Below are 24,208 nucleotides of genomic sequence, written 5' to 3' on the forward strand. Positions count from 1 at the left end.
CCTATCACCCGACACCCTCACTATTGGGAATCTCCCGCAACGCTAGCCCTCCTGCCGAGCACCACAAAGCGCGGTGCCAACAGGGGGTGTGGGTAAGTGTGAATAAGCTGTGGATTAAGCAGGAAGTATTGTGCACAGGATGGGGAGAACTCTGTGGACAAGTATCTTCAGTAGCTTCGAAGTAGCCCCTGACCTGCGGAAACCTTATCCCCCGCCTGTGGAGCGGAATTAGTTTCGGTCGGCCCTCATCCACAGGCGTGCTGTTGACAACTCTCGGGAAACCACTTCGCTAGGTTCCCTAGCCGCACATATCGCCGCTGCGCCACACTCCGTCCGGGGCGCTACCCAGCACCAGAACCGGTGGACGTGGGCGTATGCACGAAGCAGTACTTGAAAGGAGGCTGAGGAAAGCGCCGGCGGCTCGAGCACCCCCGCGAGTAGTCGCGAGGAGGCATGGACAGCGACACGGCTCCGGCCTCATGCGGGTGGACGCAGAGTCCTTAACCAGGGAAAGCCCCCGCTTGTGCGGGGGCTTTCTCTGGTGGTTCTGATCTGGCAGAGCAACGAGCGCTAGCTCGCGACGACGTCCAGATCGATGACGGCTGCTACGTCCTCGTGGAGACGGACGTTGGCCTGATAGGAACCGACCGACTTGATATGAGCCGGGAGCTCCACCTTGCGCTTGTCGATCTTGCCGAGACCCGCGGCCTCGACAGCCTTCGCGACATCGTCGGCCTTGACCGTGCCGAACAGGCGGCCGGAGCCACCCGCCTTGACGGTGAGGGTGACAGGCTTCGCCGACAGTGCGGCAGCCTGGCGCTGGGCGTCCTCGAGCGATGCGTGCTCACGGGCGGAGCGGGCAGCCTTGATCGACTCGACCTGCTTCTCGCCACCCTTGCTCCACATCAGGGCGAAACCGCGGGGCAGAAGGTAGTTACGTGCGTAACCGTTCTTTACCTCGACGACGTCGCCTGCGGCACCGAGTCCGGTGACCTCCTGGGTCAGAATGAGCTTCGACATAGTGTGTCCCTTTCCCTAGCCGCGGCCAGCGCCGGAGTACGGCAGGAGCGCAACTTCGCGGGCGTTCTTGATTGCCTGGGCGATCTTGCGCTGCTCCTGGACCGTCACACCGGTGACGCGACGGGCGCGGATCTTTCCACGATCGGAAATGAACTTGCGCAGCAGTGCTACGTCCTTGTAGTCGATGACGGTGACGTCAGCGGCCTTCAAGGGGTTGGACTTTGGTTTGGGCTTACGGAGTTCAGCCTTAGCCATCGTGGTGCTCCTTTTTCTGTTGGAGCCCGCAGAACGATTCTGCGGGATGGGAATTGCCAGTTCCACGAGGAACTGCGGCAGGGGTCCCGGGAACGGGACCCTGCTGCCTAGAAGGGAGGCTCGGAGTCGGGGCCGTTGCCCCAGCCCTGCGAGTTACCACCCGCAGGAGCGCCCCAGGGATCATCCGCGGGTTGCTGGGCCTGCTGGCCACCACCACCCCAGCCCGAACCGGAGTTCGAGCCGCCGGAGTTACCACCGAAACCGCCACCGCCGGCGTTGCCACCGGAGTTGCCGCCGAAACCGCCACCGTTCCCGCCGCCGGAGCGCTGGGTACGGGTGACCTTCGCCGACGCATAGCGCAGGGATGGACCGATCTCGTCCACCTCGAGCTCCATGACGGTGCGCTTCTCGCCTTCTTTGGTGTCGTACGAACGTGACTTGAGTCGGCCCTGGGCAACCACGCGGGTTCCCTTGGTCAGGGTCTCTGCAACGTTTTCCGCAGCCTCGCGCCAGACCGACGCACGGAGGAACAGCGTTTCGCCGTCCTTCCAGTCGTTGCTCTGGCGATCGAAGGTGCGGGGAGTGGACGCGATGGTGAAGTTGGCAACCGCCGAACCCGACGGCGTGAACCGCAATTCGGGGTCGTTGGTGAGGTTGCCGATCACCGTGATGACTGTTTCGCCTGCCATGGTGCCTCCTTAGTCACTTCCCGCAGGAGCGGGATGGGTGGATGAGGAATCTGCCGAAACTACTCGGCGGAAACCTTCTGCTCCTCGGGGCGGATGATCTTGGTGCGCATGATCGTCTCGTTGAGGCTCAGCTGGCGGTCGAGCTCAGCAGCCACGGCCGGAGTCGCGGTGAAGTTGACGACGGCGTAGATGCCTTCGGTCTTCTTCTGGATCTCGTACGCGAGGCGCCGGCGTCCCCAGATATCCACCTTGTCCACTGTGCCGCCGCCGTTGCGGACGACATTCAGGAACTTGTCCAGTGTTGGGTCGATGGAGCGTTCCTCGACGTCGGGGTCGATGATTACCATCAATTCATATGCACGCATGTGTGAACCCACCTCCTCTGGGCTAAACGGTCGCGGTCCTTCCGCAACAGGAGGTTCTTTAGCGTTGGTCCGGCCGCCGTCGCAGTATGAACCGCCGACCGGTTGTGGCACAGACGTATCAATGATACCGGACGATTCAAGGGAGGCGGTTCCGAGCTACTGTCCAGCGCGGAAGAACGCCGTCGTGGCCGTCGCGAGGTGGCCGGGGTCCTCCACGCCGCAGAGCTCGCGGGCCGAGTGCATCGACAGGAGCGGCGTCCCGACGTCGACCGTCCGGATGCCGAGCCGGGTGGCGGTCAGCGGCCCGATGGTCGACCCGCAGGGCATCACGTTGTTCGACACGAACTCCTGGTACGGCACGCCGGCGGCCCGGCACAGTGCAGCCCAGTAGGCGGCGCCCGGCGCATCCGTGGTGTACCGCTGGTTCGCGTTGATCTTCAGCAGTGGTCCCTGGTTCAGCACAGGCAGGTTGACGGGGTCGTGCCGCTCGGCGTAGTTCGGGTGTACCGCGTGTCCTGCGTCCGCCGAGACACAGAACGAGGACGCCAGGGCACGCAGGCGCTCCTCGGTCCCTGCGCCGAGACCCAGGGCGATCCGCAGGAGCATGTCTTCGAGGAACGGGCCACTTGCTCCGGAACGCGAGCCGCTGCCCACCTCCTCGTGGTCGAATGCCGCGAGGACTGAGATCGGCCCGTCCGAAGGGCCGGTCGACGCCGTATCGATGAGCGCCGTGAGCCCGGCGTGCACCGAGGAGAGGTTGTCGAGCCGCCCGGACGCGAAGAACTCACCCCGGGCGCCGAAGACCCGAGGCTCCTGCGTGTCGGCGACGACCACGTCGAATCCGCCGATGTCCTCAGCACGGACACCTGCGCTTCCGGCCAGCATCCCGAGGAGATCGGCGTCTGCCGGCTCTCCCAACCCCCAGACAGGATTCAGGTGTCGCTGCTTGTCCAACGCCAGGCCGTCGTTCACCGCACGATCCAGGTGGATGGCCAGTTGTGGGAATCGCAGCAACGGCCCGGTGGCCACGAGGTGTTCGCTTCCGTCGTGCAACGTGAGCCGGCCGGCGAGCGCGAGCTCGCGGTCCAACCAGGAGTTCAGCAACGGCCCGCCGTACACCTCGACACCGGCCTGCAGCCATCCGTACTTGCCCGTGGTCGGTTTGGGCTTGAGTTTGAACGACGGGGAATCCGTGTGGGCACCCAGGATGTGGAAAGCCGTGGTGGCACCAGCGCTCTCGGGAACCACCCAGGCGATGAGCGCACCGTCCCGGATGGCGTAGAAGGACCCGGTCGAGGCGTCCCAGGCGTCCCGCTCCTCGAGCCGACGGAACCCGGCGGCGGCAAGGCGCCGGCCTGCTTCCGCCACGGCATGGAAACTCGACGGTGACGCGGTGACATAGGCCGCGAGGTCCTGGATGTGCGCTGTGGATGGACTCATCCCCCGATTCAACCAGATGGTGGTCCGCAGCTCCGGAGGCGCCTCCGCCCGAGCAGCGGCCTCGGCCCCGTGTTCCCGTCTCCGGCGCGGTCTCATGTCCGGCACGGTATTTCTTCTCCTTCCCTTCGGTTTCCGCACGGTCTTCGGTTTTCTTTCGGCAAGGGTTCGCAGCATGCGCAGGTTCGGGTTTAGCTGCGCCTTCCAGAGTTGGTATCAGAAGCACCGGGATCCGAAGGAGACCGGAGAAGGCATACCAACCACCGCAGCACTCACGAAAAGGGTCAACCTCATGGCACGCACCGCTCGCAGCTCACGAATCAACATGAAGTCCACGTCCGGTAAGGTCCTCGCCTCCGTCGCCCTCCTCGGTGTGGCTGCTTCGGTTGCGGGTCTCGGAACCTACGGTTCCTTCACGTCCACGACGTCCGCCAGTGAGACCGTCACAGCCGGCTCCGTCAAGATCGAACTCGGCGCGACCGGCACCGCAGCCAACCGCCTCACGGTCCCCGCCGTCGGCGTCATCCCCGGCGACACCATTCAGCGCGCTGCCACCCTGTCGAACACCGGCAACCAGAACTTCGGCGGCGTCACTCTCAGCACCACTGCCGCGGCTCCCGCTTCCAAGCTCACCACCGACGGCATCAACGGCCTGCAGGTCGCCGTCGACGCCTGCAGCGTGCCCTGGACCGAAGCCGGCACGGCGCCTGCCTACACCTACACCTGCGCCGGCACGATCACCAGTGTCCTGCCGACCCGCCCGATCATCGGGACCGATGTCGTGCTCTCCAACCTGGCGTCGATCACCAACCCCAACAGCAGCAAGGCCGACAACCTCCGGATCACCGCCACTCTGCCCACCGCTGCGGACAACACCTTCCAGGGCCTGACCAGCACCGTCGACTTCGCCTTCACGGCTACCCAGCGCGCAGCAACCAGCCGCTAGCCAGACGTGGCCCGGTGTCCTGACCCCCACCAGGAGCCCGGGCCACGTGCACGACACCGCCGGACCGAGACCGCACCAGGAAGGACGAGCATGAGCCAGCACCGCGCCGCACGCCGGCTGGGCCCGCTGCGCCTGGTTCGCTTCGTCGTCCAGGTGCTCCTCGGAGTCATCGTCCTCACCTGGGCGCCCACGGTCGCGCAGGCCGCGTTCTCCGGCGCTGCAGTGGCTCCGGTCACGGTCGGCACCTACGCGATTCCAGCTCCGGCCGGTGTCACGGGCAACTTCAGCTGTACCACGAACAAGCTGTCGATGACGGTGAACCTGACGGATTTCGGTGCCGTCAATCGCGCGACCGGCTACACCGTGTCCCTGACGGCACCCAACGGGCAGGTCACCACCAACAACCTCGCGGCGAACACCCGCTCCACGGCGATCACCCGCTCGTCGAGCACCGTCGGCAACTACACGCTGCGGATCCGGGCGAACGTGGGCACCTGGACGGGACAGAACCTCGAGCGCGTGCTCACCTGTCCCTGATCAGGAAAAGGATCAGTGCGGACCGGCAGGACCGGGCACCACGATCCCGTTCTCGTACGCATACACGACGGCCTGCACGCGGTCCCGGAGATCGAGCTTGGTGAGGATCCGCCGCACGTGCGTCTTGATCGTCGCCTCGGACAGGAAGAAGCGTGCGGCCAGTTCCGCATTGGACAGCCCTTCGGCGATCGCCTCCAGCACTTCACGCTCCCGCGGCGTCAGTTCGCCGAGCCGGCGGTCGGGCACCCTGGCCGGGTGCGCCGGGGCCAACGACCTGACGTACGTCTCAAGCAGGCGCTGTGTCACGCGAGGGGCGACGACGGCATCCCCGCTGGCGACGACACGTACCGCGTGCACCAGGTCCTCGGGGGCGACGTCCTTGAGGAGGAACGCGGAAGCACCCGCCTGAAGGCCCGCGAAGGCGTATTCGTCGAGGTCGAACGTCGTCAGGATGATGATGCGCGAGCAGGACCCCGAGGCTGTGATCTGGCGTGTGGCCTCGATCCCGTCGCCCTGGGGCATCCGCACGTCCATCAGCACGACGTCCGGCAGCAGTTCAGCGGCAAGGCGGACGGCCTCGGTACCGGTCGAGGCCTCACCCACGATCTCCAGGTCGGACTCCCCCTCGAGGATCAGCCGGAATCCCATCCTGAGCAGCGGCTGGTCGTCAGCGAGCAGGACCCTGATCGGCGTATCCGGCGTGATGTCGTGCGCTGTCATCTTTCTGTTTCCCCCGTTCGTGTCCCGACCCGTCGTCGGTGTCGGGGACTGTCAGATCCACTTCGACGAGCCACCCACCCGAGGGACGGCTTCCGACCTCGACCGTGCCCGCATAGATCGCGGCCCGCTCGCGCATCCCGGCGATGCCCTGCCCGGAGCCGAGGGAGACGACGGGCCCCATAGCTCCGCGACCGTCGTCGGCGACGCGCAGGGACACGGCTTTGCCCGTCCTGGTGATCGAGATGTCCACCAGCGTAACCCCCTTGCCGTAGCGCAGTACGTTGGTCAGCGACTCCTGCAGGATCCGGTACACCGTCAGCTGGAACGCCGGGTCATCCGGCAACCGCGGGCCGCTGGTGGTCACCCGGAGGGGCAGGCCCGCGGCACGAAAGCCGTCGAGGAGCTGCGCCAGGGAGCTCGACGCCGGTAGCGGCTCGAGCGACTCACTGGCGGCCTCGGCGCGGAGCACACCCAGGACGCGTCGCATGTCTGCGATCGCCGTGCGTCCGGTGCCCGACAGCTCCCGCAGGACCGCGACCGCGCGGCCCGGGTCGCGCTTCATGACGACGGCTGCTCCGTCGGAGAGCGCCACCATGACGGTGAGCGAGTGAGCGACGACGTCGTGCATCTCGCGGGCGATGCGGTTCCGCTCTCCCGCCGAGGCCAGCTCGGCGTTGCGGGCCGCCCACTCCCGCAACTCACTCTCGTGCTCGCGATCGCGCCGCACCGTGACGCCGACTCCGACGGCGATCGCGAGGAACATGACGACGAACCCGCTCAGCAGCCAGATCACTCCCGGGGCATCGGCGAAGATCCCCACGGGAATGAGGAAGAGTGCCCCCACCGAGAGGATCACGGCCGCGCCCGCCGCCAGCAGTGCCTTCTTCAGTGGATAGGTCGCTGCCACGGTGTAAAGCGCGATCATGGTGGCGACCGCTACGCTGCCGGCACCATCGGTGAGGAAGCTGACGGGTGGATCGAGCAGGGCGACGAACGCCAGGACGAGCATCGGGTGGCGCCGACGGAACACCAAGGCGCCCGCCGCGAGGACGATGCCCGGCAGCCCCAGCCAGCTGCCGTCCTCGAGGATCAGGAAGAGCGCGTTGGGAAAGGCCACCAGGAGGAACGCCAGAACCACGACGGCGTCCATAGCCCTCGGGTGACTGCGGAAGAACCGCCGCAGGGGACCCAACCGGCGGGCGTTGAGCTCGGTGAAGGAAACCGCGGCCGTTCGTTCCGCGGTTCCCTCCACCGAGAGTCTGTTACTCATGGGCGGGGGTCATGAAAGGTGTTCGGGGATTCTCACACGTCCCGCTTCTTGGCGACCACGAGAGCGATGACCAGGAGTACGAGGGCCCAGGCGGCCATGACGAGCCCGCCTTGCCACTGGGTCAGGGCGTCCTCGGCGACCTCGACGGCAACCATCTGCTCCCCCGCGTCCGCCGGCAGGAATCGCGCGGCGTCCGGGATCCAGTCGGCGATGCCGGAGAGGAGTTGAACGATGATCGGCAGGACGAAGAAGATGCCGACGGCGGTGACCACGCCACCGGCGGTGTTGCGGAGCAGGATGCCGATGGACATCGAGATCACCGCGACGAGTGCCAGGAATGTACCGGTGTTGATGACGCTCGCCAGGACGCCGTCCTCGCTCAGCGCGAAGTCCAGGTTCTCACCCCGGAGGATGGGCTGGGCAACGAGGTAGGACACCAGCGCGCTCACGAACCCCACGACGAAGGCGACGACTGCGATGATGACCGTCTTGGCCAGGAGAGCCGGAACGCGCTTCGGCACGGCGACCATGGTGGACCGGATCATTCCGGTGGTCCATTCGGAGGCGATCAGGACCACAGCCAGGGACGCGATCAGCAGCTGACCGAAGGCGAGCCCCGACGACGGCGTGGTCAACGCCTGGAAACCCGGACTCCCGGGGCCCTCGGTGGGTGTGCGGAATTCTGCAGGCACGCTCGGGTCGTTGATGGACTGGGCCATCATCGTGAGCGACCATGCGAACAGCGCCGCGAGTCCCACCATGACGACGACGGTGGAGACGATGAGGATGACCGTGGAGGGAACCGTCGTGACCTTGATCCACTCGGACTTCATGACGCGGCCGAAGTTCACACCCGGGCCGGTCTCGCGGTGCTGGCGCGGCCGCGATGGAGCCGGCGCGCTTGATGTCGAGGTTGCCATGGTCAGCGTCCTTCCAGTGGAGCCACGGCCTCGGAGGCGTCGGGCAGGGAGTGTGAGTGGTACTCGACTTCTGTCTGGGTGAGCTGCATATAAGCGTCCTCGAGGGACACCTGCAGCGGAGTGAGCTCGTAGACGAGCACGCGGTCGCGCAGCGCGACCTCCGCAATGCGGCGGGCGTCGACTCCGGTGATCTCGATCAGTTCGGGCTCGAGCACCTGCGAGGTCACGCCCTCTCCCGCGAGGCTCGCGAGGAGGTCCTGGGGTCGGTCGGCGCGCACGCGGACGCGGGCCCTGCCCTGCCCGTCGATGATCGACTGGATGGGCGCGTCGGCGATGATGCGTCCGCGACCGATGACGATCAGATGGTCTGCCGTGAGGGCCATCTCCGACATGAGGTGCGAGGACAGGAAGACGGTGCGGCCCTCGGCTGCCAGGCCCTTGGCCAGGTGGCGGACCCACTGGACGCCTTCCGGGTCGAGCCCGTTGACGGGTTCGTCGAGGATCACCGTGTGGGGATCACCGAGCAGGGCGGCTGCGATACCGAGCCGCTGGCCCATGCCGAGGGAGAAGCCGCCGACCCGCTTCTTCGCCACGGGACCGAGGCCGGTGAGCTCGATGACGTCCTTCACGCGGCTGTTCGGGATGCCGTGGGTCGCTGCCATGGCGCGGAGGTGGTTGTAGGCCGAGCGTTTGGTGTGGACGGCCTTGGCGTCCAGGAGCGCGCCCACCTCGCGCAGTGGGGCTTTGTGCTGGGCGTAGGGCTTGCCATTGACGGTGACGTGCCCGCCACTCGGGTTGTCGAGGCCCACGATCATCCGCATCGTGGTGGACTTGCCGGCTCCGTTCGGGCCGAGGAAGCCCGTCACCCTTCCGGGCTGGACGGTGAACGAGACGGCGTCGACCGCCGCTTTCGCGCCGTAGCGCTTCGAGAGGGCCTGTGCCTCGATCATGGTGCGTCCTTTGCCTGTCGACGTCGTTCCGTGCCGCTGGTGCGGCTCCTGTCATCAACAGTAGGTCGGGGACCGCGGCCGGTCACCGCCCCCAGGGATGATCACTGCCCCGGCAGCAGTACGTCTTTCGGACGACTGCTGCCGGCACAGGACACTCCATCAGCGGCTGCTGATCGAGGCGAACTTCCTGATGCACAGGGGCACGAAGATGACCAGCATCAGGATCGCTCCGACCAGGACCGTGAGGACCGCGTTCTGCATGGGCCACGCATCCGGGACGGGGACGGTGCCCGTGTTGCCGAACAGCTCTCGGACCGCCTGCACCAACGCCGACACGGGATTCCAGTTCGCGAAGGTCTCCAGCGGCCCGGGTAGATTCTGGGCCTGGACGAAAGCGTTGGAGATGAAGGTCAGGGGGAACAGGATCATGAAGGATGCGTTGTTGATGACCTCCGGCGACTTCACCGACATGCCGAGGAGTGCCATGACCCAGCTGAAGGCGTAGGAGAAGAGGAGCAGAAGCCCTATCCCCGCGACCATGCTTGCCGGGGAGGTGTTGACGCGCCAGCCGACCAGGGCTCCGGTGCCCATCATGATGACCACCGAGAGCGTGTTCAGCACGAGGTCGCTGTTCGTCCGGCCCACGAGTACGGCGGAGGAACTCATGGGCAGCGTCCGGAAGCGGTCGATGATGCCGTCCTTCAGGTCCTGCGCCATGGCGGAACCGGAGAAGGTGGAACCGAAGATCACGGTCTGCGCGAAGATCCCCGCCATGAGGTACTGCGTATAGTCACTCCCCTCGACCTGGATGGAACCTCCGTAGATCTGGCTGAAGAGCAGCACGAACATGATCGGCTGGAGGACGGCGAAGACCAGCATGTCCGGCGATCGCTTGAGTTTGATGAGGTTCCTCTTGGTGACGGTCCATCCGTCGGAGAACCACATCGACACGTCCGACGGCTGCTGCGGAGCACCGGCCCCCGCAGGGCGGGAGTGCTGGTTGTCGGGCTGCCGGTCGTTCGGCGCCAGTACGCTCATGCTGCAGGCTCCTTCTGGTGCGACGCTTCCTCGGTGTCCTCCGCGCGGTGTCCGGTCAGCTGCAGGAAGACGTCGTCGAGGCTTGGGCGCCTCATGCCGGCGTCGTGCAGTTCGATGCCGCGCTCGCCGAGCTCGGACAGGATGTACTGGAGGGCCCGTGGGCCCTCGTTGACGGTCACCTCGATGCTGCGGCCGTCGCCGCCGACCACCGGATCCCCGGAACCGTGACGTCCCAGAATCTCGCGGGCTGATGCGGCGTCGGCGGCATCGACGAGGGACACCACGACGCGGTGCCCGCCGATCTGCGCCTTCAGCTGGTCTGCCGTACCTTCCGCGATGGCCCTGCCACCGTCGATCACGGTGATGTCGTCGGAGAGCTGGTCCGCCTCCTCGAGGTACTGCGTGGTGAGGAGCAGCGTGGTGCCGTCCCGCACGAGCTCCTTGATGATGCCCCACAGCGAGAGCCTGCTGCGCGGGTCCAGGCCCGTCGTCGGCTCGTCGAGGAAGAGGATCTTCGGGTTGATGACGAGGGCCCCGGCGAGGTCGATCCGCCGCCGCATGCCGCCCGAGAAGCCTTTGACCGGGCGGTTGCCGGCCTCGGTGAGTTCGAACTGGTCGATGAGTTCCTGCGCACGGCGCCGTGACTCGCGAGCACCCAGGTGGTAGAGCCGGCCGACCATGTCGAGGTTCTCGAACCCGGTGAGGTTCTCGTCCACGGCGGAGTACTGGCCGGAGACACCGATGATGCGACGGGCTGCCTTGGGGTCACGGACGACGTCGATACCGTCGATGTGTGCGGTACCCGCCGTGGGCTGGATGAGTGTGGTCAGGATCTTCACGACGGTCGTCTTACCCGCGCCATTCGGCCCCAGGAGGGCCTTGACCGTGCCCTGCGGAACGGAGAGATCCATGCCGTCGAGAGCGGGGACCGGCCCGCTCTTCGACGAGTAGGTTTTCTTCAGACCTTGTGCCTCGATGATTGCCATGCTGCACAGCGTAGGACCAGCACGGCGGCTCTCCTAGGGACTTCGGTCAGAACCTGTCCGCAATGCTTCGGGCGCGTGGTCGGAGCGCTCCCGGGCGGCGGGAGCGACCAGGAAGGACGCCAGGACGGCGACCCCGACGGCGAGCAGCGCGTTGCGGATGCCCACGACGTCACCGAGGAAGCCGATGAGGGGTGGGCCGGCGAGGAATGCGGTGTAGCCGATGGTGGACACCACGGAAACACGCGCGGCCGCGCGCTCGGGTTCGTCCGCTGCGGCCGACATGCCCATGGGAAACCCGAGCGCCGCCCCCGCACCCCAGAGAATGGCGCCGACGGCGGCGAGCGGAACGGTCGGGGCGACGACGAACAGGACGAGTCCCGCGAGGGACGAGCCGAGGCTGGCCTGCAGCACCCGGACGCGGCCGAACCTGTCGATCAGGCCTCCGCCCACGAATCGCAGCGAGGTCATGGCGGCCACGAACACCGCGAACATGATGGCACCCGTACTCTCGGTGGTCCCCAGACCGTCCACACTGGCCTTCGCGACCCAGTCGTTCGCCGCGCCCTCTGTCAGTGCCGCCCCCAGGACCACGAGCCCGATCAGGAGGGTACGCGGCTCTGCCCACGCACCGAATCCCTTGCTCCTGGACCCCTGCTGCTCCGTTCCGACGGCTTGGGGCACTTCCTTCTCCTCGGGCAGGAAGTATCGCGGCGTCCACAGCGAGACGACCAGGCTGAGCACGGCGACAGCCGCCAGATGAGCGGGCAGTCCGACCTCCAGAGCGGACAGGCCGGCGCCTATCAGCGCGCCCACGAAGGCCCCTCCACTGAACGCCGCATGGAACCGCGGCATGATGGTGCGCCCGACCCGTCGTTCGACGTCGGCTCCCTCGATGTTCTGGCCCACGTCCCACAGGGCTATGCCGCACCCGAAGAGGAACAGGCCGATGGCGACGAGGGGCACCGAGACCGCCCCCAGTCCCGATGCGACGGCGATCGCGCCCAGAGCGGCAGCGGTTCCACCGAGGCGGACCGTGTTCGCGGTACCGAAGCGGGCGGCAACGACGCCGGCCAGCGGAAGGGAGAGCACGGAGCCGACGGCGCCGATCAGCAGGAGGCTCCCCATCTGCCCGGATCCCAGGCCGAGCGTGCTGGAGGCAGCGGGGATGCGGGCGGCCCAACTGGCGAAGACGAGGCCGTTCAGTCCGAAGATGGCATAGGTGGCGAACACGGCGGATCGGACGGGTGGCTTCACCCTGCAACCGTAGGCGGGCGTGACGTCGCACCACAAACGCCGCCCGTTACAACCGCCGCGGAGTTATCCACCGATTGTGGACAAGGCTGTGGAAGGACTGTGGACGAGCGGCGCCCTAGCGTGCCCGGACGACTCTGTTCTCGTCCCAGACGGGCTCCTTGGTCTCGTAGACCTTGCCGTCCGACCCGAAGACGAGGAACCTGTCGAAGCTCCGCGCGAACCAGCGGTCATGGGTGACGGCCATGACCGTGCCTTCGAAGGCGCCGATCGCACGCTCGAGGGCCTCCGCCGAATGCAGGTCCAGGTTGTCCGTCGGCTCGTCGAGCAGCAGCAGGGTCGCACCGGACAGTTCGAGCAGCAGGATCTGCAGGCGAGCCTGCTGGCCACCGGACAGGGAGTCGTAGGGCTGCTCCGCCTGCGGTGCCAGTCCGTAGCGGTCCAGCACCGCTGATGCGGCTTCGCGGCCCAGGCCCGACCGGTGCTCGTCGCCACGATGCAGGATGTCGATGAGGGTGCGCCCGAGGAGGTCGGGGCGCGAGTGTGTCTGCGCGAAGAACCCGGGCCGGATGCGGGCCCCGAGCTTCACCGAACCCTCGTGGGGCACGTGCGCGATGTCGACCTCCGACACCGGCATGTGCTCCTTGTCCGGATCGGACCCGCCGGCCGCCAGAAGCCGCAGGAAGTGCGACTTCCCCGAGCCGTTCGAGCCCAGGACACCCACCCGGTCCCCGAACCAGATCTCCGTGCTGAAGGGCTTCATCAGGCCGCTGAGTTCGAGTTTCTGGGCGACGACGGCACGCTTGGCGGTCCTGCCACCCTGCAAGCGCATGGACACGTTCTGCTCCAGCGGGATTGCTTCGGGTGGCCCTGCCTCGAGGAACTTCGCGAGGCGGGTCTGCGCTGCGTGGTACCTGTTGGCCATGTCGGACCGGAATGCCGCCTTGTTCTTGTACATGTTGACGAGTTCCTTGAGCTTGATGTGCTCCTCGTCCCAGCGCTTGCGCAGTTCCTCGAACCGAGCGTTCCGGTCCTCGCGCGCCTTCAGGTAGGTCTCGAAACCGCCGCCATGGGTCCACGACGACGCTCCCAGCACACCGGGTTCGAGCGTCACGATGCGCGTCGCGGCGTTGGCCAGCAGCTCCCGGTCGTGGCTGACGAACAGGACGGACTTCTTGGACTCGCGGAGCTTCGCCTCCAGCCAGCGCTTGCCCGGAACGTCCAGGTAGTTGTCGGGCTCGTCGAGGAGCAGCAGTTCATCGGGCCCGGAGAACAGTGCTTCCAGCACGAGCCGCTTCTGCTCTCCACCGGAGAGCGACGACGCCGCACGGTACTGCGCGCGGTCGAAGGGTATTCCCAGGGCGGCCATCGTGACCTCGTCCCACGTGGTCTCCAGTTCGTAGCCGCCGGCATCGCCCCAATCGGCGATGGCCTGCGCGTACTTCATCTGCGTGGGCTCGTCGTCGGCCTCCATCATGGCGAGCTCGGCGTCCTCGACGCGTTTCGCGGCCGCGGCCAGGACCGGCGGGGCTGCGGTGACCAGGAGATCCCGGACCGTGGTGTCGTCGCGCACCTGGCCGACGAACTGCCTCATGATACCCATGCTTCCCGACCGGCTCACGGAACCCTCGTCGGGCGCGAGGTCGCCGGAGATGATCCGCAGCAGCGTCGTCTTGCCGGTACCGTTCGGCCCGATCAACGCCGTCTTGTGGCCGTCACCGACCTTGAAGGCGACGCCGTTGAGCAGTTGCCTGCCGTCGGAGAGGAAGTAGTCGATACCTGATACGTCGAGATGTGCCACGAGTCCAGTGTTCCATCCGGAACGGACCCGCTGCGTCGACGGACTTCAGGACCGGTTGTCGTTCGGCATCATGCGGTACCCCACGCCGCGTACCGTCCGGATGAAGCGGGGGTTGCTCATGTCCTCGCCGAGCTTCTTGCGCAGGTTGCGGATGTGCACCTCGACGAGGTGGTGGTCCTGGCTCCAGCCGTCCCCCCACACCCGATTGAGGAGCGCCTCCCGCGTCCAGACGCGCTGGGCGCCGGTCAGGAGTGTCTCGAGGAGGTCGAACTCGATGCGCGTCAGGGCGAGCTCCTGCCCGTGCAGCGTGACGACGCGGCCCTCGACGTCCATCACGAGGTCGTTGTGGCGGAGCATCTCGTTGCCGGCGGGCTGCCCCTGCACAGCCGGGGCCGGGCCCGTGCGGGGACGGCGGAACATCGCCGAGACGCGCGCCGAGAGCTCGCGGGGGCTGAAGGGTTTACCGATGAAGTCGTCCGCGCCGGTCTCGAGCCCGATCAGGCGATCGATCTCGTCCTGCCGCGCGGTGACCATGACGATGTAGGCATCACTGATGGCTCTGCACTGACGGCATACCTCCACGCCATCGAGGTCCGGCAGATTGAGGTCGAGGGTGATCAGGTCCGGCTGGTGCTCCTTCAGCGCGGCCAGGCCGTCGTGCCCTGACGCGGCCTCGACGACGGCGAAGCCGTTCATGCGCAGGGTGGTGGCGAGCAGCTCACGGATATCCGGGTCGTCTTCGACGATCAGCGCAGTGCGCTGCGGCGCGGAAACGGACATGAAGCAAGACTTTCATAGATCGGCGCCCGCGAGGGCCCGGTGCGGGAACTTGCCGTGATCAAATCCTGCTGCTGCGGTACCCTGCCCCCGTAGAATGCCCGGATGCAGCCGATCTCCCTGAGCACCCTGAGCACGGTGCAGGCGCGGGGCTTGACCGTCCGCATCCGCACCACACCGGAGCCGGTAGCTCCTTCCGACCCTCGGCGTGGCCCGTACGTCCTGGTGCACGGGTTGGGCATGACCCATCGCTACCTCGACCGTCTGGCGGCGGAGCTCGCGGCTGACGCCGTCGTACATCTCGTCGACCTACCCGGTTTCGGACCTGATCCCCGGCCCCGGATCCACCTCGGAGTGGAGGACCACGCCGCTCTGATCGTCGATGCACTCGGCGCCATGGGGATCCGGAAGTGCACGCTCGTCGGGCATTCGATGGGCGTGCAGTTCATCACGGCTGCCGCGATCCGATCACCGGCCCTCGCGGAGCGCCTGGTCCTCATCGGGCCCGTCGTGGATCGGTGCCGCCGTACGGTCGTCCAGCAGGCCGTCTCCCTGGGCCTCGATACCTTCCGTGAGAGCGCATCCGCCAATGCGATCGTCTATACCGACTACCTGCGCACCGGTGTGCGCTGGTACCTGCGCCAGCTACTGCCCATGATGCGCTACCCGCTGGAACGCGCGATCGAGAGCGTCGAGTGTCCCGTCCTGGTGGTGCGCGGCGGGCGTGACCCGGTGGCCCGGCGTCGCTGGTGCCGGGAAATCGCAGGGCGCGCCAAGCACGGTTCCCTCGTCGAGATTCCCGGGCAACCGCATGTGGTCCAGCACTCGGCAGCCGCCGAAGTCGCTGCCGGGATCATCGCATTCGGCTCACGTCCCCACCGTGGCGGGGATCTCTTTCCTGAAGCTTCGGACGGGGCAACGGTAAAACTTGAAGATTGAAGAGCATAGTGGACCTATTGCACGACGCCCGGCCGGTGCTGTAGGCCAGCACCGGCCGGGTGTTCCAAGACTTCGGGAGGAAGATCACATGTCTGAACTGGAAGAGTGGTCAACCAGCCGCCTGCTCACGACGGCCGCTCGTCTGGTCGACCATGCCTGGAACGAGCGGCTGCTCGACATCGGGATCACCCACGCCGGCTACACGACGCTCGGTGTCCTCTCCCGACAGGGCACGATGACGGGCGCGAAGCTCGCCGTCGCGGTGCACGTCCAGGCGCAGACCATCGGCAAGACCATCGAGAAGCTGGAGCGGCAGGGCTTCATCTCCCGTATCCGCGACAGCATCGACCGCCGCAGCCAGCGCATCACGATCACTCCAGCAGGCGTCGAAGCGCTCGCCAAAGCGGAGAACATCGAGCGCACGCTCATGGTGGGTGAGGGCCTGGAGTCCTTCGAGTTGCGCAGCCTGCTTCGTGGCATCGTCGGTGAGCTCGCCCCCCAGCGGCAGAAGAGCGCGGCCGTCGTCGTCTGACCCCTGCCGATCGACGACGCTTCGCGAGCATGAGGAGCGGCTACCCCTCCGGGGGTAGCCGCTCCTCACCGTTACGGCTTCATGACGAGAGCGTCAGTGGTCCCTGCCTCAGAGGTACGGCTCGACGTTCTGCTCGTACGATCGCTGGATGGCCGTGCTCGCCGTAGCGAAGGCTTCGGCCGGGTCGCCCTGCTGCAGGATGATGCTCTCCAGGGCCGTCGTGAGCTCCTTGTCCCCTCCCGGCACGAACACGCGGCCCCAATCCTGGACGCGCGTGGTCTCGAGCTGGTCGACGGCGGTGCGGAACTGGGGGGAGGTCTTGTAGACCTCGGCCATGATGTCGCTGTCCTGTGCGGAGGTGCGCACGGGCATGTACCCGGTGTTCGAGGAGAAGTACGCCGTGCTCTCGGTGCTGGTGAGGAATTTGAGGAACATGCCGGCGGCGAGCTGCTGTTCCGGGGAGCGGTTCGAGCTGATGGCCACTCCTGTGCCGCCGGTGGGGCAGGCGGGTCCGGCGGGCCCCTCCGGCAGGAAGCCTGTCCCTACCCCGAACTTCGCCGCTTCGAGGATGCCCGTCAGCGAGCCGGTGGAGCCGATGGTGCACGCCGTCAGTCCCGCACCGAAGTCGGCTACGTTGTCTGTGGCCGCCACGGCCGCGATCTTGTCGTCGAAGATCATGGACTGCACGAACTTCGCGGCGTCCAGGGCCTCGGGGGAATCGAGCGTCATGGACCACTCGTCGGAGTAGGCGCCCCCCCGGCCCCAGAGGAAGTTGCAGAACCACCACGCGGTCCAGGACGTGCCCTTGCCGAGGCCCAGTGGAATCATGGACGCCGATGCCAGCTTCGGAGCCCATTCGGTGAACTCGTCCCAGGTCTTCGGTGAGCGGTCCGGCAGGCCGGCTGCGGCCCAGGCGTCCTTGTTGTAGTAGAACAGCGGGGTCGAGCGGGCGTACGGCACGGCCCAGTGGGCGTCGTCGTACCTGTAGTCGCTGTAGAGCGTCTCGTTGTAGTCGGCGGTGTCGAATTCCAGGTGCTCCGCCAGCTGGTCCATGGGCAGGATCTGCCCGTTGATCATGTAGCGGAACCACCACACGTCACTGGAGACGACGACATCGGGCCCGTTGTCGGTGCCGGTCGCCGCCTGGAACTTCTGCGCGACCTCGTCGTAGTTGGCGCCCGCCGTGACCAGATTGACCTTGATTCCGCTCTCCGTGGTGAAGCGCTTGATGAGTTCCTCCTCCACCGGGCGCGAGGCGCCGGGATGGTTGCTCCACCAGGTGATCTCCTTGGCCGGGGTCACGGACGCCCAGTCGGTCGCGGCGTCCGTCGCCGCGCCTCCCGCCACGTCGGAGCTGACGGACGGGCCTCCGCAGGCTGCGAGCGCTGCTGCGCCGCCGAAGATGGCGGTGAGCTGGAGGAGTTGGCGGCGGTCGAGGTCGAACTGCGGGCGCGGGGACATGGGGACTCCTTGATGGTAGGGAACTGAGGGGAGGAAGAGGTTGGTCAGCCGGTCACGGCACCGGCGGTGAGGCCGGAGACGATGCGCCTTTGCAGCGCGAAGAACGCGAGCAGGACGGGTGCGGTCACCAGGACGGTCGCGGCCATGAGCACGCCCCAGTCGGCGATGCCGTCGTTGTTCTGCAGCAGCGTGAGCCCGACAGGCAGGGTCATCATGTCGGCACGGTCCACGACGAGCAGCGGCCACAGGTACTCGTTCCACTCGGCCACGATCGAGACGAGGGCGACGGCCGCGATGGTGGGCGCGGAGATCGGCACGATGAAGCGCCACAGGCGCGTCCAGTGCCCGGCCCCGTCGAGCGCTGCCGCCTCGAGGATCGAGACGGGCAACGTCAGGAAGTGCTGGCGGAACAGGAAGGTGCCGAAGGCGCTCGCGAGACCGGGGACGATGATGCCCTGGTACGTGTTGACCCAGCCGAGTTCTGCGACGAGCGTGTAATTGGGGATGATGACGATCTGCTGCGGCACCAGCAGCGCGAAGATCACGACGCCGAACACCACCTTCTTGAAGGGGAACTCGAGGAAGACGAGCGCGTACGCCGTCGTCAGTCCCAGCAGCATCTTCAGGCCCGCTCCGATGACCGTGGTGATGGCGCTGTTGATGAAGAAGCTACCGAACGGTACGGCGCTCATCGCGGTCTCGTAGTTCGAGCCGTCCACCGCCGCGGGCAGCCACTGGATGGGCGAGGTGTAGATCTCGTCGCGCTCCTTGAACCCAGCGAGCACCATCCATACCAGCGGTAGGACCATGACGGCGACGGCGAGCAGGAGCGTCAGGTAGCTGCCCCAGGGCGTAGGGGTCGAGCGGCGCGGCGTCGCCGCTGCCTGCACGGTCGTGGAGCCCATCAGTAATGCACCTTCCTGTCGACGTACCTCACCTGGGCGAATGTCACGAGGAGCAGGACCACGAAGAGGATGGTCGCGACGGCGGACGAGTACCCCGCGCGGCCACTCTGGAAGCCCTCCTGATAGATCTGGTACATCATCGTGGTGGTGCCGCCGAGCGGGCCGCCCTTGGTCATGGCCTGGATGATGTCGAACGACTGCAGCGACGTCAGCAGCGTGGTGATGGCGAGGAAGAACGTGGTCGGCCCGAGAAGCGGCAGCACGATGGACCGGAACGACCTGATCGACGACGCGCCGTCGATCGATGCCGCCTCCACGAGATCGCGGGGTACGGACTGCAGCGCGGCCAGGTAGATGAGGGCTACGTAGCCCACGTTCTTCCAGAGGTAGACCACGATCACCATGACGAGCGCCCACTGCGGATCGTTGTACCAGTCGGGCGAGGCCAGGCCCACCAACCGCAACAGCGCCGCGGTCACACCGAAGTTCGGATCGAAGACGAAGAGCCAGAGCAGGCCGACGGCGACGCCGGAGAGGACGTAGGGTGCGACGACGACGGTCCGCGCCACACCGGTCCCGCGCAGCCTCCGGTTCAGGACGAGTGCCAGGAGGAGACCTATCACCATCCCGCCGCCCACGGTCGCGACCGTGAAGAGCACGGTGACGGTGACGATCCCCGGCGTCGTGGGGTCCGTGAACCAGTCGACGTAGTTGTCGAGGCCCACCGGCATCGCGACGGGGGATCCGATGTTCCACTGGAGGGTGGAGTAGTAGAGCGACTGCATGAGGGGCTTGTAGGTGAAGATCACCAACAGTGCCATGTTGGGTCCCGCGAAGAGCAGGAACAGCATCCACGATTTCCAGGGGGTCCGCCGGCGCCGTCGGGCGGGAGCGGTTCCGCTCGGGCCCCGCCCGGGTGACGACGGCGGTGCCTGGTCCGCCGCCCGATCCGCCCGCGCCCCTTGAAGTACGGGGATGTCCGCCACTTGTTCCATCGATCGCCCTTCGCTCGGCCTCCTGAACCTCTGCAAGGCTAGGGGCGCGAATCGTCCGATCAGCCCCGGATCCGGCTTCTGAGCCGACTTGTGCGTCAGAGTTCACGAGTCATTAAGTCGGGCGATCTGCTGTTTCCCTGCCCGTTGCCGCCCGCGGTGCAGCGCACCCGAGGGAGATCCGGCTGGATATTACGCGGGCACGCGCCGGGCAACCGGCGGGCGGCCGCGAGCGCGAGAGGAACGCGTTGCTAGACAAACTAACTAACCGTCGTAAGATGACCGAGTGAACGAGGAGAACCCACATGCGCAGTCGGTAGCCCAACTGCAGGACCTCATGCTCAGCAACGAGAGCGTCGACCAGTTCCTCGAGGACCTGGCGAGCCTCTCCTCACGGATCCTCGGCGGCTCCGTTGAGGTGCAATGCGGTGTCACGTACCGACACCAGAACCTGGCGACGACCGTGGCCTGCAGCAGCGACGAGGCGAGGATCCTCGATGAGTTGCAGTACGGCTTCGGGGACGGGCCGTGCCTGCACGCCATCAGCACCGGCAACACCGTGATCGTCGACGACGTGCGCACCGACAGCCGCTGGCCCGACTACTTCCGGGCCGTCGCGGACCACGAATACTTCGCCATGATGGGCGTACCCCTCGTGCTGGGATCGGAGGGCGGGGCAGCCCTGAACTTCTACGCCGCCCGCCCACGAACCTTCACCAGCAGCACGCAGCTCCTCGCGGAGGGTTTCGCCACCCAGGCTGCCAAGGCACTCCAGATGGTGCTCCGCGTCTCCAGGCATGCCAACACGTCGACCAACCTCAAAGCGGCCATGGAGTCGAGGACGACCATCGACATCGCGATCGGCATCATCATGGGTCAGAACCGCTGCACCCAGGCGGAGGCCTACTCGATGCTGCACCGCGCCTCGAACGCCCAGAACGTGAAGCTGCGCGACATCGCGGAGCGCATCGTGAACGGAATCTCGGCGGAACCGACGCGAACGCATTTCGCCACCTGACAGTCCCGTCACCGCTGGCGACCCGCCTCCGGGTCGGAGTCATCAGGGCCCCGCGGCTCCGCGGCAGTCGTGGACGTCAGCGGGCGGGGAACGTCACGTCCGATGCCGCGAGCTCTGCCAGGTCGTTGAAACTGTAGACGTGCAGGCCCGCGTACCCGGCGTCGTCGAGCTCTGCCACGAGCGGTGTCGGATCGTATGACGCACTGGAGAGCAGCTGCCGGACCACGGAGCCCGCGTTGGCACTTCCCGCCGACCGGCGGAGGAACCCCAGGGACGGACCTACTCCGATCCTTCCTGCGAGCCGTAGCAGGCGGCTCATCCGCACCGGTCCGGGTATCCCCGCCCACACCGGCAGGGTGATGCCCTGCCTCCGCAGCTGCGACGGGTAGGCGCGGAGGGTGTCCGGCGAGAAGCAGAGCTGCGTGACGCACCACGACGCCAGCTCCTGCTTCCCCAGCAGAATCCTGGCCAACTCTTCCTCGTCCGTCCCCGGATGCCCCTCCGGGTACACGGCGATCCCGATCCGGAGGGCCCCGCCGGACAGCTCCGCGACGTCCTCCATCAAGGCCCCACCCCACGGGTACGGTCCCGCGGCGTCCGCCGCGTCCCCGCCGACCACGAACACGTCGGTGATGCCGACGCCCAGGCATCGGTCCACGTACTCCGCGAGCTCCTGCCGGCTGTGCACCGATCGTGCTGCCAGGTGCGGAATCGCCGTGTACCCGGCACCGGCCAGTTCCACCGCCGCTCGTACGGCCTCGCTCGGCCCATGCTGCGGCAGGCACGTGACGGTCACGACGGCGGGGGCGGGCAGATGGGCTCGCAGCCGCTCCTGGAGACCCTCGCTCGGGATGACTTCGACGCGGATCGAGGATTCACCCACAGCGCGTCAGCATTCTACGACGTTGAGGGCGAGCCCGCCCCGCGCGGTCTCCTTGTACTTGTCCATCATGTCCGCGCCGGTCTCGCGCATCGTCTTGATGGCGACGTCGAGGGAGACGTGGTGCTGGCCATCGCCCCGCACGGCCATGCGGGCGGCCGTGATCGCCTTCATCGCACCCACGGCGTTCCGCTCGATGCAGGGGATCTGGACGAGCCCGCCGACCGGATCGCAGGTGAGCCCCAGGTTGTGCTCGATCCCGATCTCGGCGGCGTTCTCGACCTGCTCCGGGGTCCCACCGAGAACCTCCGCCAACGCTCCCGCGGCCATGGCGCACGCGGAGCCGACCTCACCCTGGCAGCCGACCTCCGCGCCGGAGATCGAGGCATTCTTCTTGAACAGCGAACCGATCGCGGTGGCTGCGAGCAGGAAGCGCACGACGCCGTCATCGTCGGCACCGGGCACGAAGTCGACGTAGTACTTCAGGACCGCCGGGATGATACCGGCCGCGCCGTTCGTCGGCGCCGTGACCACACGTCCACCGGCGGCGTTCTCCTCGTTGACGGCCAGCGCGAAGAGCGTGACCCACTCCATGGTCCCGAGGCGATCGTTCGGGTCGTCGGCCTTCTCGAGCAACTGCCGCTGCCGTTCGGCGCGGCGCCGGACGCTCAGTCCGCCCGGAAGGATACCGCCCGTGGTTGTGCCCCGCCGGATGGTGTCCTGCATGACGGACCAGATCTCCAGCAGGCCGGTCCGCACGTCGTCCCGCGAGCGCCACGACATCTCGTTCGCCAGCACGACGTCGGAGAACGACCACCCGGTGGAGCGGCAGATCTCGAGCAACTGGTCCGCGGTCCCGAAGGGGTGCGAGACCGGTACGGGCTTGAGGGCGGCCGTCTCGGACCCGATCTGGTCCTCGTCCAGGACGAATCCGCCGCCCACGGAGAAGTATTCTCGCGTCCGCATGAGCTCTCCATCGGCCGAATATGCCGAGAAGCGCATGCCATTGGTGTGATAGTCGAGGCGCTGGCCCCGGTGCAGCACCACATCGGCTACCGGATCGAAGGCTATCCGGCGTTCAGCCCCGAGGTTCAGGGATTCGCCCGCGCCGATCTCCGCAACACGGGCATCCGCCGTCGTCGGATCGACGAGATGGGGCTGCTCGCCTTCGAGCCCGAGCAGGACGGCCTTGACCGTTCCGTGCCCGTGGCCGGTCACGCCGAGCGAACCGAAGAGGTCCACTCGCACACGCCGTACGGCATCGAGAATCCCGTCGGAGCGGAGCAGCTCCGTGAAGAGATAGGCAGCGGTCATCGGTCCGCCCGTGTGGGAACTCGAGGGACCGATGCCGATCTTGAAGAGGTCGAACGCGCTGATCGTCACGGCGCGGGCTCGGAGGGCTGGCGCCTGTAGAACGGGGTGGGGACGACGGTGAACGGTTCCGGCCGCCCACGGAGATCCACCTGCACCTCGGTGCCGACGGCGGCATGGGCCGAATCCACGTACGCCAGGGCGACGGGGTATCCGAGCGTGGGACTCGGCAGTCCGGACGTGACCGTGCCCACTCGAGCCCCGTCGACGACGACGTCGTAGCCGGCGCGCGCGGACCGGCGGCCCACCGCCCGGAGGCCGACGAGTCGTCGGGAGGGCTCGACTGCCTTGAGCGGCTCCAGCACCGACCGGCCCACGAAGTCAGCCGCCTTCTTGGTGCTGACCACCGGTCCGAGGCCGGCCTCGAACGGGTTGGTATCGAGGCCGAGTTCGTGCCCGTACAGTGGCATTCCCGCCTCGAGGCGCAGCGAGTCGCGGGCGGCGAGCCCGCAGGGTCGGAGCCCGTGCGCTTCCCCTGCCTGCAGCGCGGCGTCCCAGAGGCGTACTGCGAGGTTGGTGCCGACGAAGATCTCGAAGCCGTCCTCGCCCGTGTAGCCCGTGCGCGCCAGCAGGACAGGGAGCCCTGCCAGTTCGAGTTCCACCGCGGCGTAATACTTCAGGTTCCGGATGGCTTCGGCGTCCTCGGGGCGCGCGAGCTCGAGCAGCACAGCTTCAGCCCTGGGACCCTGCACCGCGACCAGCGCGGTCACCTCCGACTGGTCCTCCACAGCGACGTCGAATCCCTTCGCGCGCAGGCGCAGTTCCTCCGCGACAGCCGGAGCGTTGGAAGCGTTCGGCACCACGAGGAAGGAGTCCTCGGCGAGGCGGTAGGTGATGAGGTCGTCGATCACGCCGCCCTCGTCGTTGCAGATGAGTGAGTACTTCGCCTTCCCCACGGCCATGATCGCGAGGTTGCTCACGAGCGCGTAGTCGAGGAACTCCGCAGCCTGGGGACCACTGACGAGGACCTCGCCCATGTGGGACAGGTCGAAGAGGCCGGCTGCCCTCCGGACCGTGTGGTGTTCCTCCAGTTCGCTCCGGTACTTCAGGGGCATCTGCCAGCCCCCGAAGTCGGTGAAGGAGGCGCTATGCGCCTCGTGCTGCGTGTACAGCGCTGTGTGTTTGCTCTGCTCGCTCATGGGATCCGG

25 protein-coding genes are annotated in these 24,208 nt (G+C 67.0%); 5 read left to right on the forward strand and 20 right to left on the reverse strand.

Annotated features, from left to right (window positions below; all coding sequences use genetic code 11):
- Nucleotides 1–570 precede the first annotated feature (570 nt).
- The 5 genes from rplI to CXQ96_RS02730 all read right to left on the reverse strand — a co-directional run bounded on the left by rplI (nucleotide 571) and on the right by CXQ96_RS02730 (nucleotide 3,769).
- Nucleotides 571–1,020, reverse strand: a complete 450-nt coding sequence (rplI, locus tag CXQ96_RS02710) for a 50S ribosomal protein L9 (RefSeq protein WP_043442543.1) — start codon at nucleotides 1,018–1,020, stop codon at nucleotides 571–573.
- A 15-nt stretch (nucleotides 1,021–1,035) separates the two neighbouring features.
- Entirely contained in the window at nucleotides 1,036–1,275 is a 240-nt protein-coding gene (rpsR, locus tag CXQ96_RS02715; protein ID WP_005273147.1) for a 30S ribosomal protein S18, read from the reverse strand.
- A 107-nt stretch (nucleotides 1,276–1,382) separates the two neighbouring features.
- Nucleotides 1,383–1,964 carry a single-stranded DNA-binding protein gene (locus CXQ96_RS02720; RefSeq protein WP_104116511.1) on the reverse strand — a complete coding sequence of 194 codons (582 nt, stop codon included), beginning with the start codon at nucleotides 1,962–1,964 and terminating at the stop codon, nucleotides 1,383–1,385.
- A 59-nt stretch (nucleotides 1,965–2,023) separates the two neighbouring features.
- Nucleotides 2,024–2,329: a 30S ribosomal protein S6 gene (gene rpsF / locus CXQ96_RS02725; protein ID WP_104116512.1), complete on the reverse strand. Its 306-nt coding sequence runs from the start codon at nucleotides 2,327–2,329 to the stop codon at nucleotides 2,024–2,026.
- A 156-nt stretch (nucleotides 2,330–2,485) separates the two neighbouring features.
- On the reverse strand, nucleotides 2,486–3,769 hold the full coding sequence (locus tag CXQ96_RS02730) for a M18 family aminopeptidase (RefSeq protein WP_104116513.1): 1,284 nt from the start codon (nucleotides 3,767–3,769) through the stop codon (nucleotides 2,486–2,488).
- Nucleotides 3,770–4,058: 289 nt separating this feature from the next.
- Between CXQ96_RS02730 and CXQ96_RS02735 the strand changes: the two genes are divergently transcribed.
- Both CXQ96_RS02735 and CXQ96_RS02740 read left to right on the forward strand, forming a co-directional pair.
- Complete coding sequence (locus CXQ96_RS02735) at nucleotides 4,059–4,712, forward strand: TasA family protein (RefSeq protein WP_104116766.1); 654 nt, start codon at nucleotides 4,059–4,061, stop codon at nucleotides 4,710–4,712.
- 90 nt (nucleotides 4,713–4,802) lie between these two features.
- Nucleotides 4,803–5,249 (forward strand): hypothetical protein, encoded by a 447-nt coding sequence (locus tag CXQ96_RS02740; RefSeq protein ID WP_104116514.1) that lies wholly within the window; start codon nucleotides 4,803–4,805, stop codon nucleotides 5,247–5,249.
- 12 nt (nucleotides 5,250–5,261) lie between these two features.
- Here the strand turns inward: CXQ96_RS02740 and CXQ96_RS02745 are convergent, their stop codons facing one another.
- From CXQ96_RS02745 to CXQ96_RS02785, 9 genes are all read right to left on the reverse strand, one after another.
- Nucleotides 5,262–5,969, reverse strand: a complete 708-nt coding sequence (locus tag CXQ96_RS02745; RefSeq protein ID WP_104116515.1) for a response regulator transcription factor — start codon at nucleotides 5,967–5,969, stop codon at nucleotides 5,262–5,264.
- Complete coding sequence (locus tag CXQ96_RS02750; RefSeq protein WP_104116516.1) at nucleotides 5,917–7,239, reverse strand: sensor histidine kinase; 1,323 nt, start codon at nucleotides 7,237–7,239, stop codon at nucleotides 5,917–5,919. Before CXQ96_RS02750 ends, CXQ96_RS02745 begins: the two co-directional genes overlap by 53 nt.
- A 32-nt stretch (nucleotides 7,240–7,271) precedes the next feature.
- Nucleotides 7,272–8,159, reverse strand: a complete 888-nt coding sequence (locus CXQ96_RS02755; RefSeq protein WP_104116517.1) for an ABC transporter permease — start codon at nucleotides 8,157–8,159, stop codon at nucleotides 7,272–7,274.
- Nucleotides 8,160–8,161: 2 nt separating this feature from the next.
- Complete coding sequence (locus tag CXQ96_RS02760; RefSeq protein ID WP_104116518.1) at nucleotides 8,162–9,109, reverse strand: ABC transporter ATP-binding protein; 948 nt, start codon at nucleotides 9,107–9,109, stop codon at nucleotides 8,162–8,164.
- 159 nt (nucleotides 9,110–9,268) lie between these two features.
- Entirely contained in the window at nucleotides 9,269–10,054 is a 786-nt protein-coding gene (locus CXQ96_RS02765) for an ABC transporter permease (protein ID WP_104116767.1), read from the reverse strand.
- Between the two features lie 89 nt (nucleotides 10,055–10,143).
- The gene (locus tag CXQ96_RS02770; RefSeq protein ID WP_104116519.1) at nucleotides 10,144–11,133 is read right to left on the reverse strand and encodes an ATP-binding cassette domain-containing protein; all 990 of its coding nucleotides are present in this window, start codon (nucleotides 11,131–11,133) and stop codon (nucleotides 10,144–10,146) included.
- 33 nt (nucleotides 11,134–11,166) lie between these two features.
- Nucleotides 11,167–12,387 (reverse strand): MFS transporter, encoded by a 1,221-nt coding sequence (locus tag CXQ96_RS02775; RefSeq protein WP_258058778.1) that lies wholly within the window; start codon nucleotides 12,385–12,387, stop codon nucleotides 11,167–11,169.
- A 115-nt stretch (nucleotides 12,388–12,502) separates the two neighbouring features.
- Nucleotides 12,503–14,185: an ABC-F family ATP-binding cassette domain-containing protein gene (locus tag CXQ96_RS02780; RefSeq protein ID WP_104116520.1), complete on the reverse strand. Its 1,683-nt coding sequence runs from the start codon at nucleotides 14,183–14,185 to the stop codon at nucleotides 12,503–12,505.
- 45 nt (nucleotides 14,186–14,230) lie between these two features.
- Nucleotides 14,231–14,965 (reverse strand): response regulator transcription factor, encoded by a 735-nt coding sequence (locus tag CXQ96_RS02785; RefSeq protein ID WP_104116521.1) that lies wholly within the window; start codon nucleotides 14,963–14,965, stop codon nucleotides 14,231–14,233.
- A 102-nt stretch (nucleotides 14,966–15,067) separates the two neighbouring features.
- Between CXQ96_RS02785 and CXQ96_RS02790 the strand changes: the two genes are divergently transcribed.
- Together CXQ96_RS02790 and CXQ96_RS02795 are read left to right on the forward strand one after the other, a co-directional pair.
- Entirely contained in the window at nucleotides 15,068–15,901 is an 834-nt protein-coding gene (locus CXQ96_RS02790; RefSeq protein WP_104116522.1) for an alpha/beta fold hydrolase, read from the forward strand.
- Nucleotides 15,902–15,989: 88 nt separating this feature from the next.
- Nucleotides 15,990–16,433, forward strand: a complete 444-nt coding sequence (locus CXQ96_RS02795) for a MarR family winged helix-turn-helix transcriptional regulator (RefSeq protein ID WP_104116523.1) — start codon at nucleotides 15,990–15,992, stop codon at nucleotides 16,431–16,433.
- 108 nt (nucleotides 16,434–16,541) lie between these two features.
- On the opposite strand, the gene CXQ96_RS02800 is transcribed toward CXQ96_RS02795, so the two are convergent.
- Genes CXQ96_RS02800 through CXQ96_RS02810 form a run of 3 tightly spaced genes read right to left on the reverse strand, consistent with a single transcriptional unit; the run spans nucleotide 16,542 to nucleotide 19,794 of the window.
- Nucleotides 16,542–17,894, reverse strand: a complete 1,353-nt coding sequence (locus tag CXQ96_RS02800; protein WP_104116524.1) for an ABC transporter substrate-binding protein — start codon at nucleotides 17,892–17,894, stop codon at nucleotides 16,542–16,544.
- A 44-nt stretch (nucleotides 17,895–17,938) separates the two neighbouring features.
- Nucleotides 17,939–18,799: a carbohydrate ABC transporter permease gene (locus CXQ96_RS02805; RefSeq protein ID WP_104116525.1), complete on the reverse strand. Its 861-nt coding sequence runs from the start codon at nucleotides 18,797–18,799 to the stop codon at nucleotides 17,939–17,941.
- Nucleotides 18,799–19,794, reverse strand: coding sequence for a carbohydrate ABC transporter permease (locus CXQ96_RS02810; protein ID WP_104116526.1), 996 nt, complete (start codon nucleotides 19,792–19,794; stop codon nucleotides 18,799–18,801). Before CXQ96_RS02810 ends, CXQ96_RS02805 begins: the two co-directional genes overlap by 1 nt.
- A 283-nt stretch (nucleotides 19,795–20,077) precedes the next feature.
- Here CXQ96_RS02810 and CXQ96_RS02815 point away from each other — a divergent pair, with 283 nt between their 5' ends.
- On the forward strand, nucleotides 20,078–20,809 hold the full coding sequence (locus CXQ96_RS02815; protein ID WP_258058779.1) for a GAF and ANTAR domain-containing protein: 732 nt from the start codon (nucleotides 20,078–20,080) through the stop codon (nucleotides 20,807–20,809).
- 76 nt (nucleotides 20,810–20,885) lie between these two features.
- Here the strand turns inward: CXQ96_RS02815 and CXQ96_RS02820 are convergent, their stop codons facing one another.
- From CXQ96_RS02820 to gcvT, 3 genes are read right to left on the reverse strand one after another with little or no spacing between them, the layout of a single operon-like run.
- A complete protein-coding gene (locus CXQ96_RS02820; RefSeq protein ID WP_104116527.1) occupies nucleotides 20,886–21,692 on the reverse strand; it encodes a methylenetetrahydrofolate reductase in 807 nt (268 codons plus the stop codon).
- A gap of 6 nt (nucleotides 21,693–21,698) precedes the next feature.
- Complete coding sequence (locus tag CXQ96_RS02825) at nucleotides 21,699–23,072, reverse strand: L-serine ammonia-lyase (protein WP_104116528.1); 1,374 nt, start codon at nucleotides 23,070–23,072, stop codon at nucleotides 21,699–21,701.
- On the reverse strand, nucleotides 23,069–24,199 hold the full coding sequence (gene gcvT, locus CXQ96_RS02830) for a glycine cleavage system aminomethyltransferase GcvT (protein WP_104116529.1): 1,131 nt from the start codon (nucleotides 24,197–24,199) through the stop codon (nucleotides 23,069–23,071). Before gcvT ends, CXQ96_RS02825 begins: the two co-directional genes overlap by 4 nt.
- Nucleotides 24,200–24,208: the final 9 nt, after the last annotated feature.

The organism is Arthrobacter sp. B1805 (assembly GCF_002929745.1).
Classification (GTDB): Bacteria; Actinomycetota; Actinomycetes; order Actinomycetales; family Micrococcaceae; genus Arthrobacter_D.

What these genes read in the sequence shown, in the direction of transcription:
- rplI (WP_043442543.1), bottom strand. Translation starts at nt 1,020, where the DNA reads ATGTCGAAGCTCATTCTGACCCAGGAGGTCACCGGACTCGGTGCCGCA.
- CXQ96_RS02745 (WP_104116515.1), bottom strand. Translation starts at nt 5,969, where the DNA reads ATGACAGCGCACGACATCACGCCGGATACGCCGATCAGGGTCCTGCTC.
- CXQ96_RS02730 (WP_104116513.1), bottom strand. Translation starts at nt 3,769, where the DNA reads ATGAGTCCATCCACAGCGCACATCCAGGACCTCGCGGCCTATGTCACC.
- CXQ96_RS02790 (WP_104116522.1), top strand. Translation starts at nt 15,068, where the DNA reads ATGCAGCCGATCTCCCTGAGCACCCTGAGCACGGTGCAGGCGCGGGGC.
- CXQ96_RS02765 (WP_104116767.1), bottom strand. Translation starts at nt 10,054, where the DNA reads ATGTGGTTCTCCGACGGATGGACCGTCACCAAGAGGAACCTCATCAAA.
- CXQ96_RS02740 (WP_104116514.1), top strand. Translation starts at nt 4,803, where the DNA reads ATGAGCCAGCACCGCGCCGCACGCCGGCTGGGCCCGCTGCGCCTGGTT.
- CXQ96_RS02810 (WP_104116526.1), bottom strand. Translation starts at nt 19,794, where the DNA reads ATGGAACAAGTGGCGGACATCCCCGTACTTCAAGGGGCGCGGGCGGAT.
- CXQ96_RS02795 (WP_104116523.1), top strand. Translation starts at nt 15,990, where the DNA reads ATGTCTGAACTGGAAGAGTGGTCAACCAGCCGCCTGCTCACGACGGCC.
- CXQ96_RS02785 (WP_104116521.1), bottom strand. Translation starts at nt 14,965, where the DNA reads ATGTCCGTTTCCGCGCCGCAGCGCACTGCGCTGATCGTCGAAGACGAC.
- CXQ96_RS02735 (WP_104116766.1), top strand. Translation starts at nt 4,059, where the DNA reads ATGGCACGCACCGCTCGCAGCTCACGAATCAACATGAAGTCCACGTCC.
- CXQ96_RS02770 (WP_104116519.1), bottom strand. Translation starts at nt 11,133, where the DNA reads ATGGCAATCATCGAGGCACAAGGTCTGAAGAAAACCTACTCGTCGAAG.
- CXQ96_RS02720 (WP_104116511.1), bottom strand. Translation starts at nt 1,964, where the DNA reads ATGGCAGGCGAAACAGTCATCACGGTGATCGGCAACCTCACCAACGAC.
- CXQ96_RS02755 (WP_104116517.1), bottom strand. Translation starts at nt 8,159, where the DNA reads ATGGCAACCTCGACATCAAGCGCGCCGGCTCCATCGCGGCCGCGCCAG.
- CXQ96_RS02800 (WP_104116524.1), bottom strand. Translation starts at nt 17,894, where the DNA reads ATGTCCCCGCGCCCGCAGTTCGACCTCGACCGCCGCCAACTCCTCCAG.
- CXQ96_RS02750 (WP_104116516.1), bottom strand. Translation starts at nt 7,239, where the DNA reads ATGAGTAACAGACTCTCGGTGGAGGGAACCGCGGAACGAACGGCCGCG.
- gcvT (WP_104116529.1), bottom strand. Translation starts at nt 24,199, where the DNA reads ATGAGCGAGCAGAGCAAACACACAGCGCTGTACACGCAGCACGAGGCG.
- rpsF (WP_104116512.1), bottom strand. Translation starts at nt 2,329, where the DNA reads ATGCGTGCATATGAATTGATGGTAATCATCGACCCCGACGTCGAGGAA.
- CXQ96_RS02805 (WP_104116525.1), bottom strand. Translation starts at nt 18,799, where the DNA reads ATGGGCTCCACGACCGTGCAGGCAGCGGCGACGCCGCGCCGCTCGACC.
- CXQ96_RS02760 (WP_104116518.1), bottom strand. Translation starts at nt 9,109, where the DNA reads ATGATCGAGGCACAGGCCCTCTCGAAGCGCTACGGCGCGAAAGCGGCG.
- rpsR (WP_005273147.1), bottom strand. Translation starts at nt 1,275, where the DNA reads ATGGCTAAGGCTGAACTCCGTAAGCCCAAACCAAAGTCCAACCCCTTG.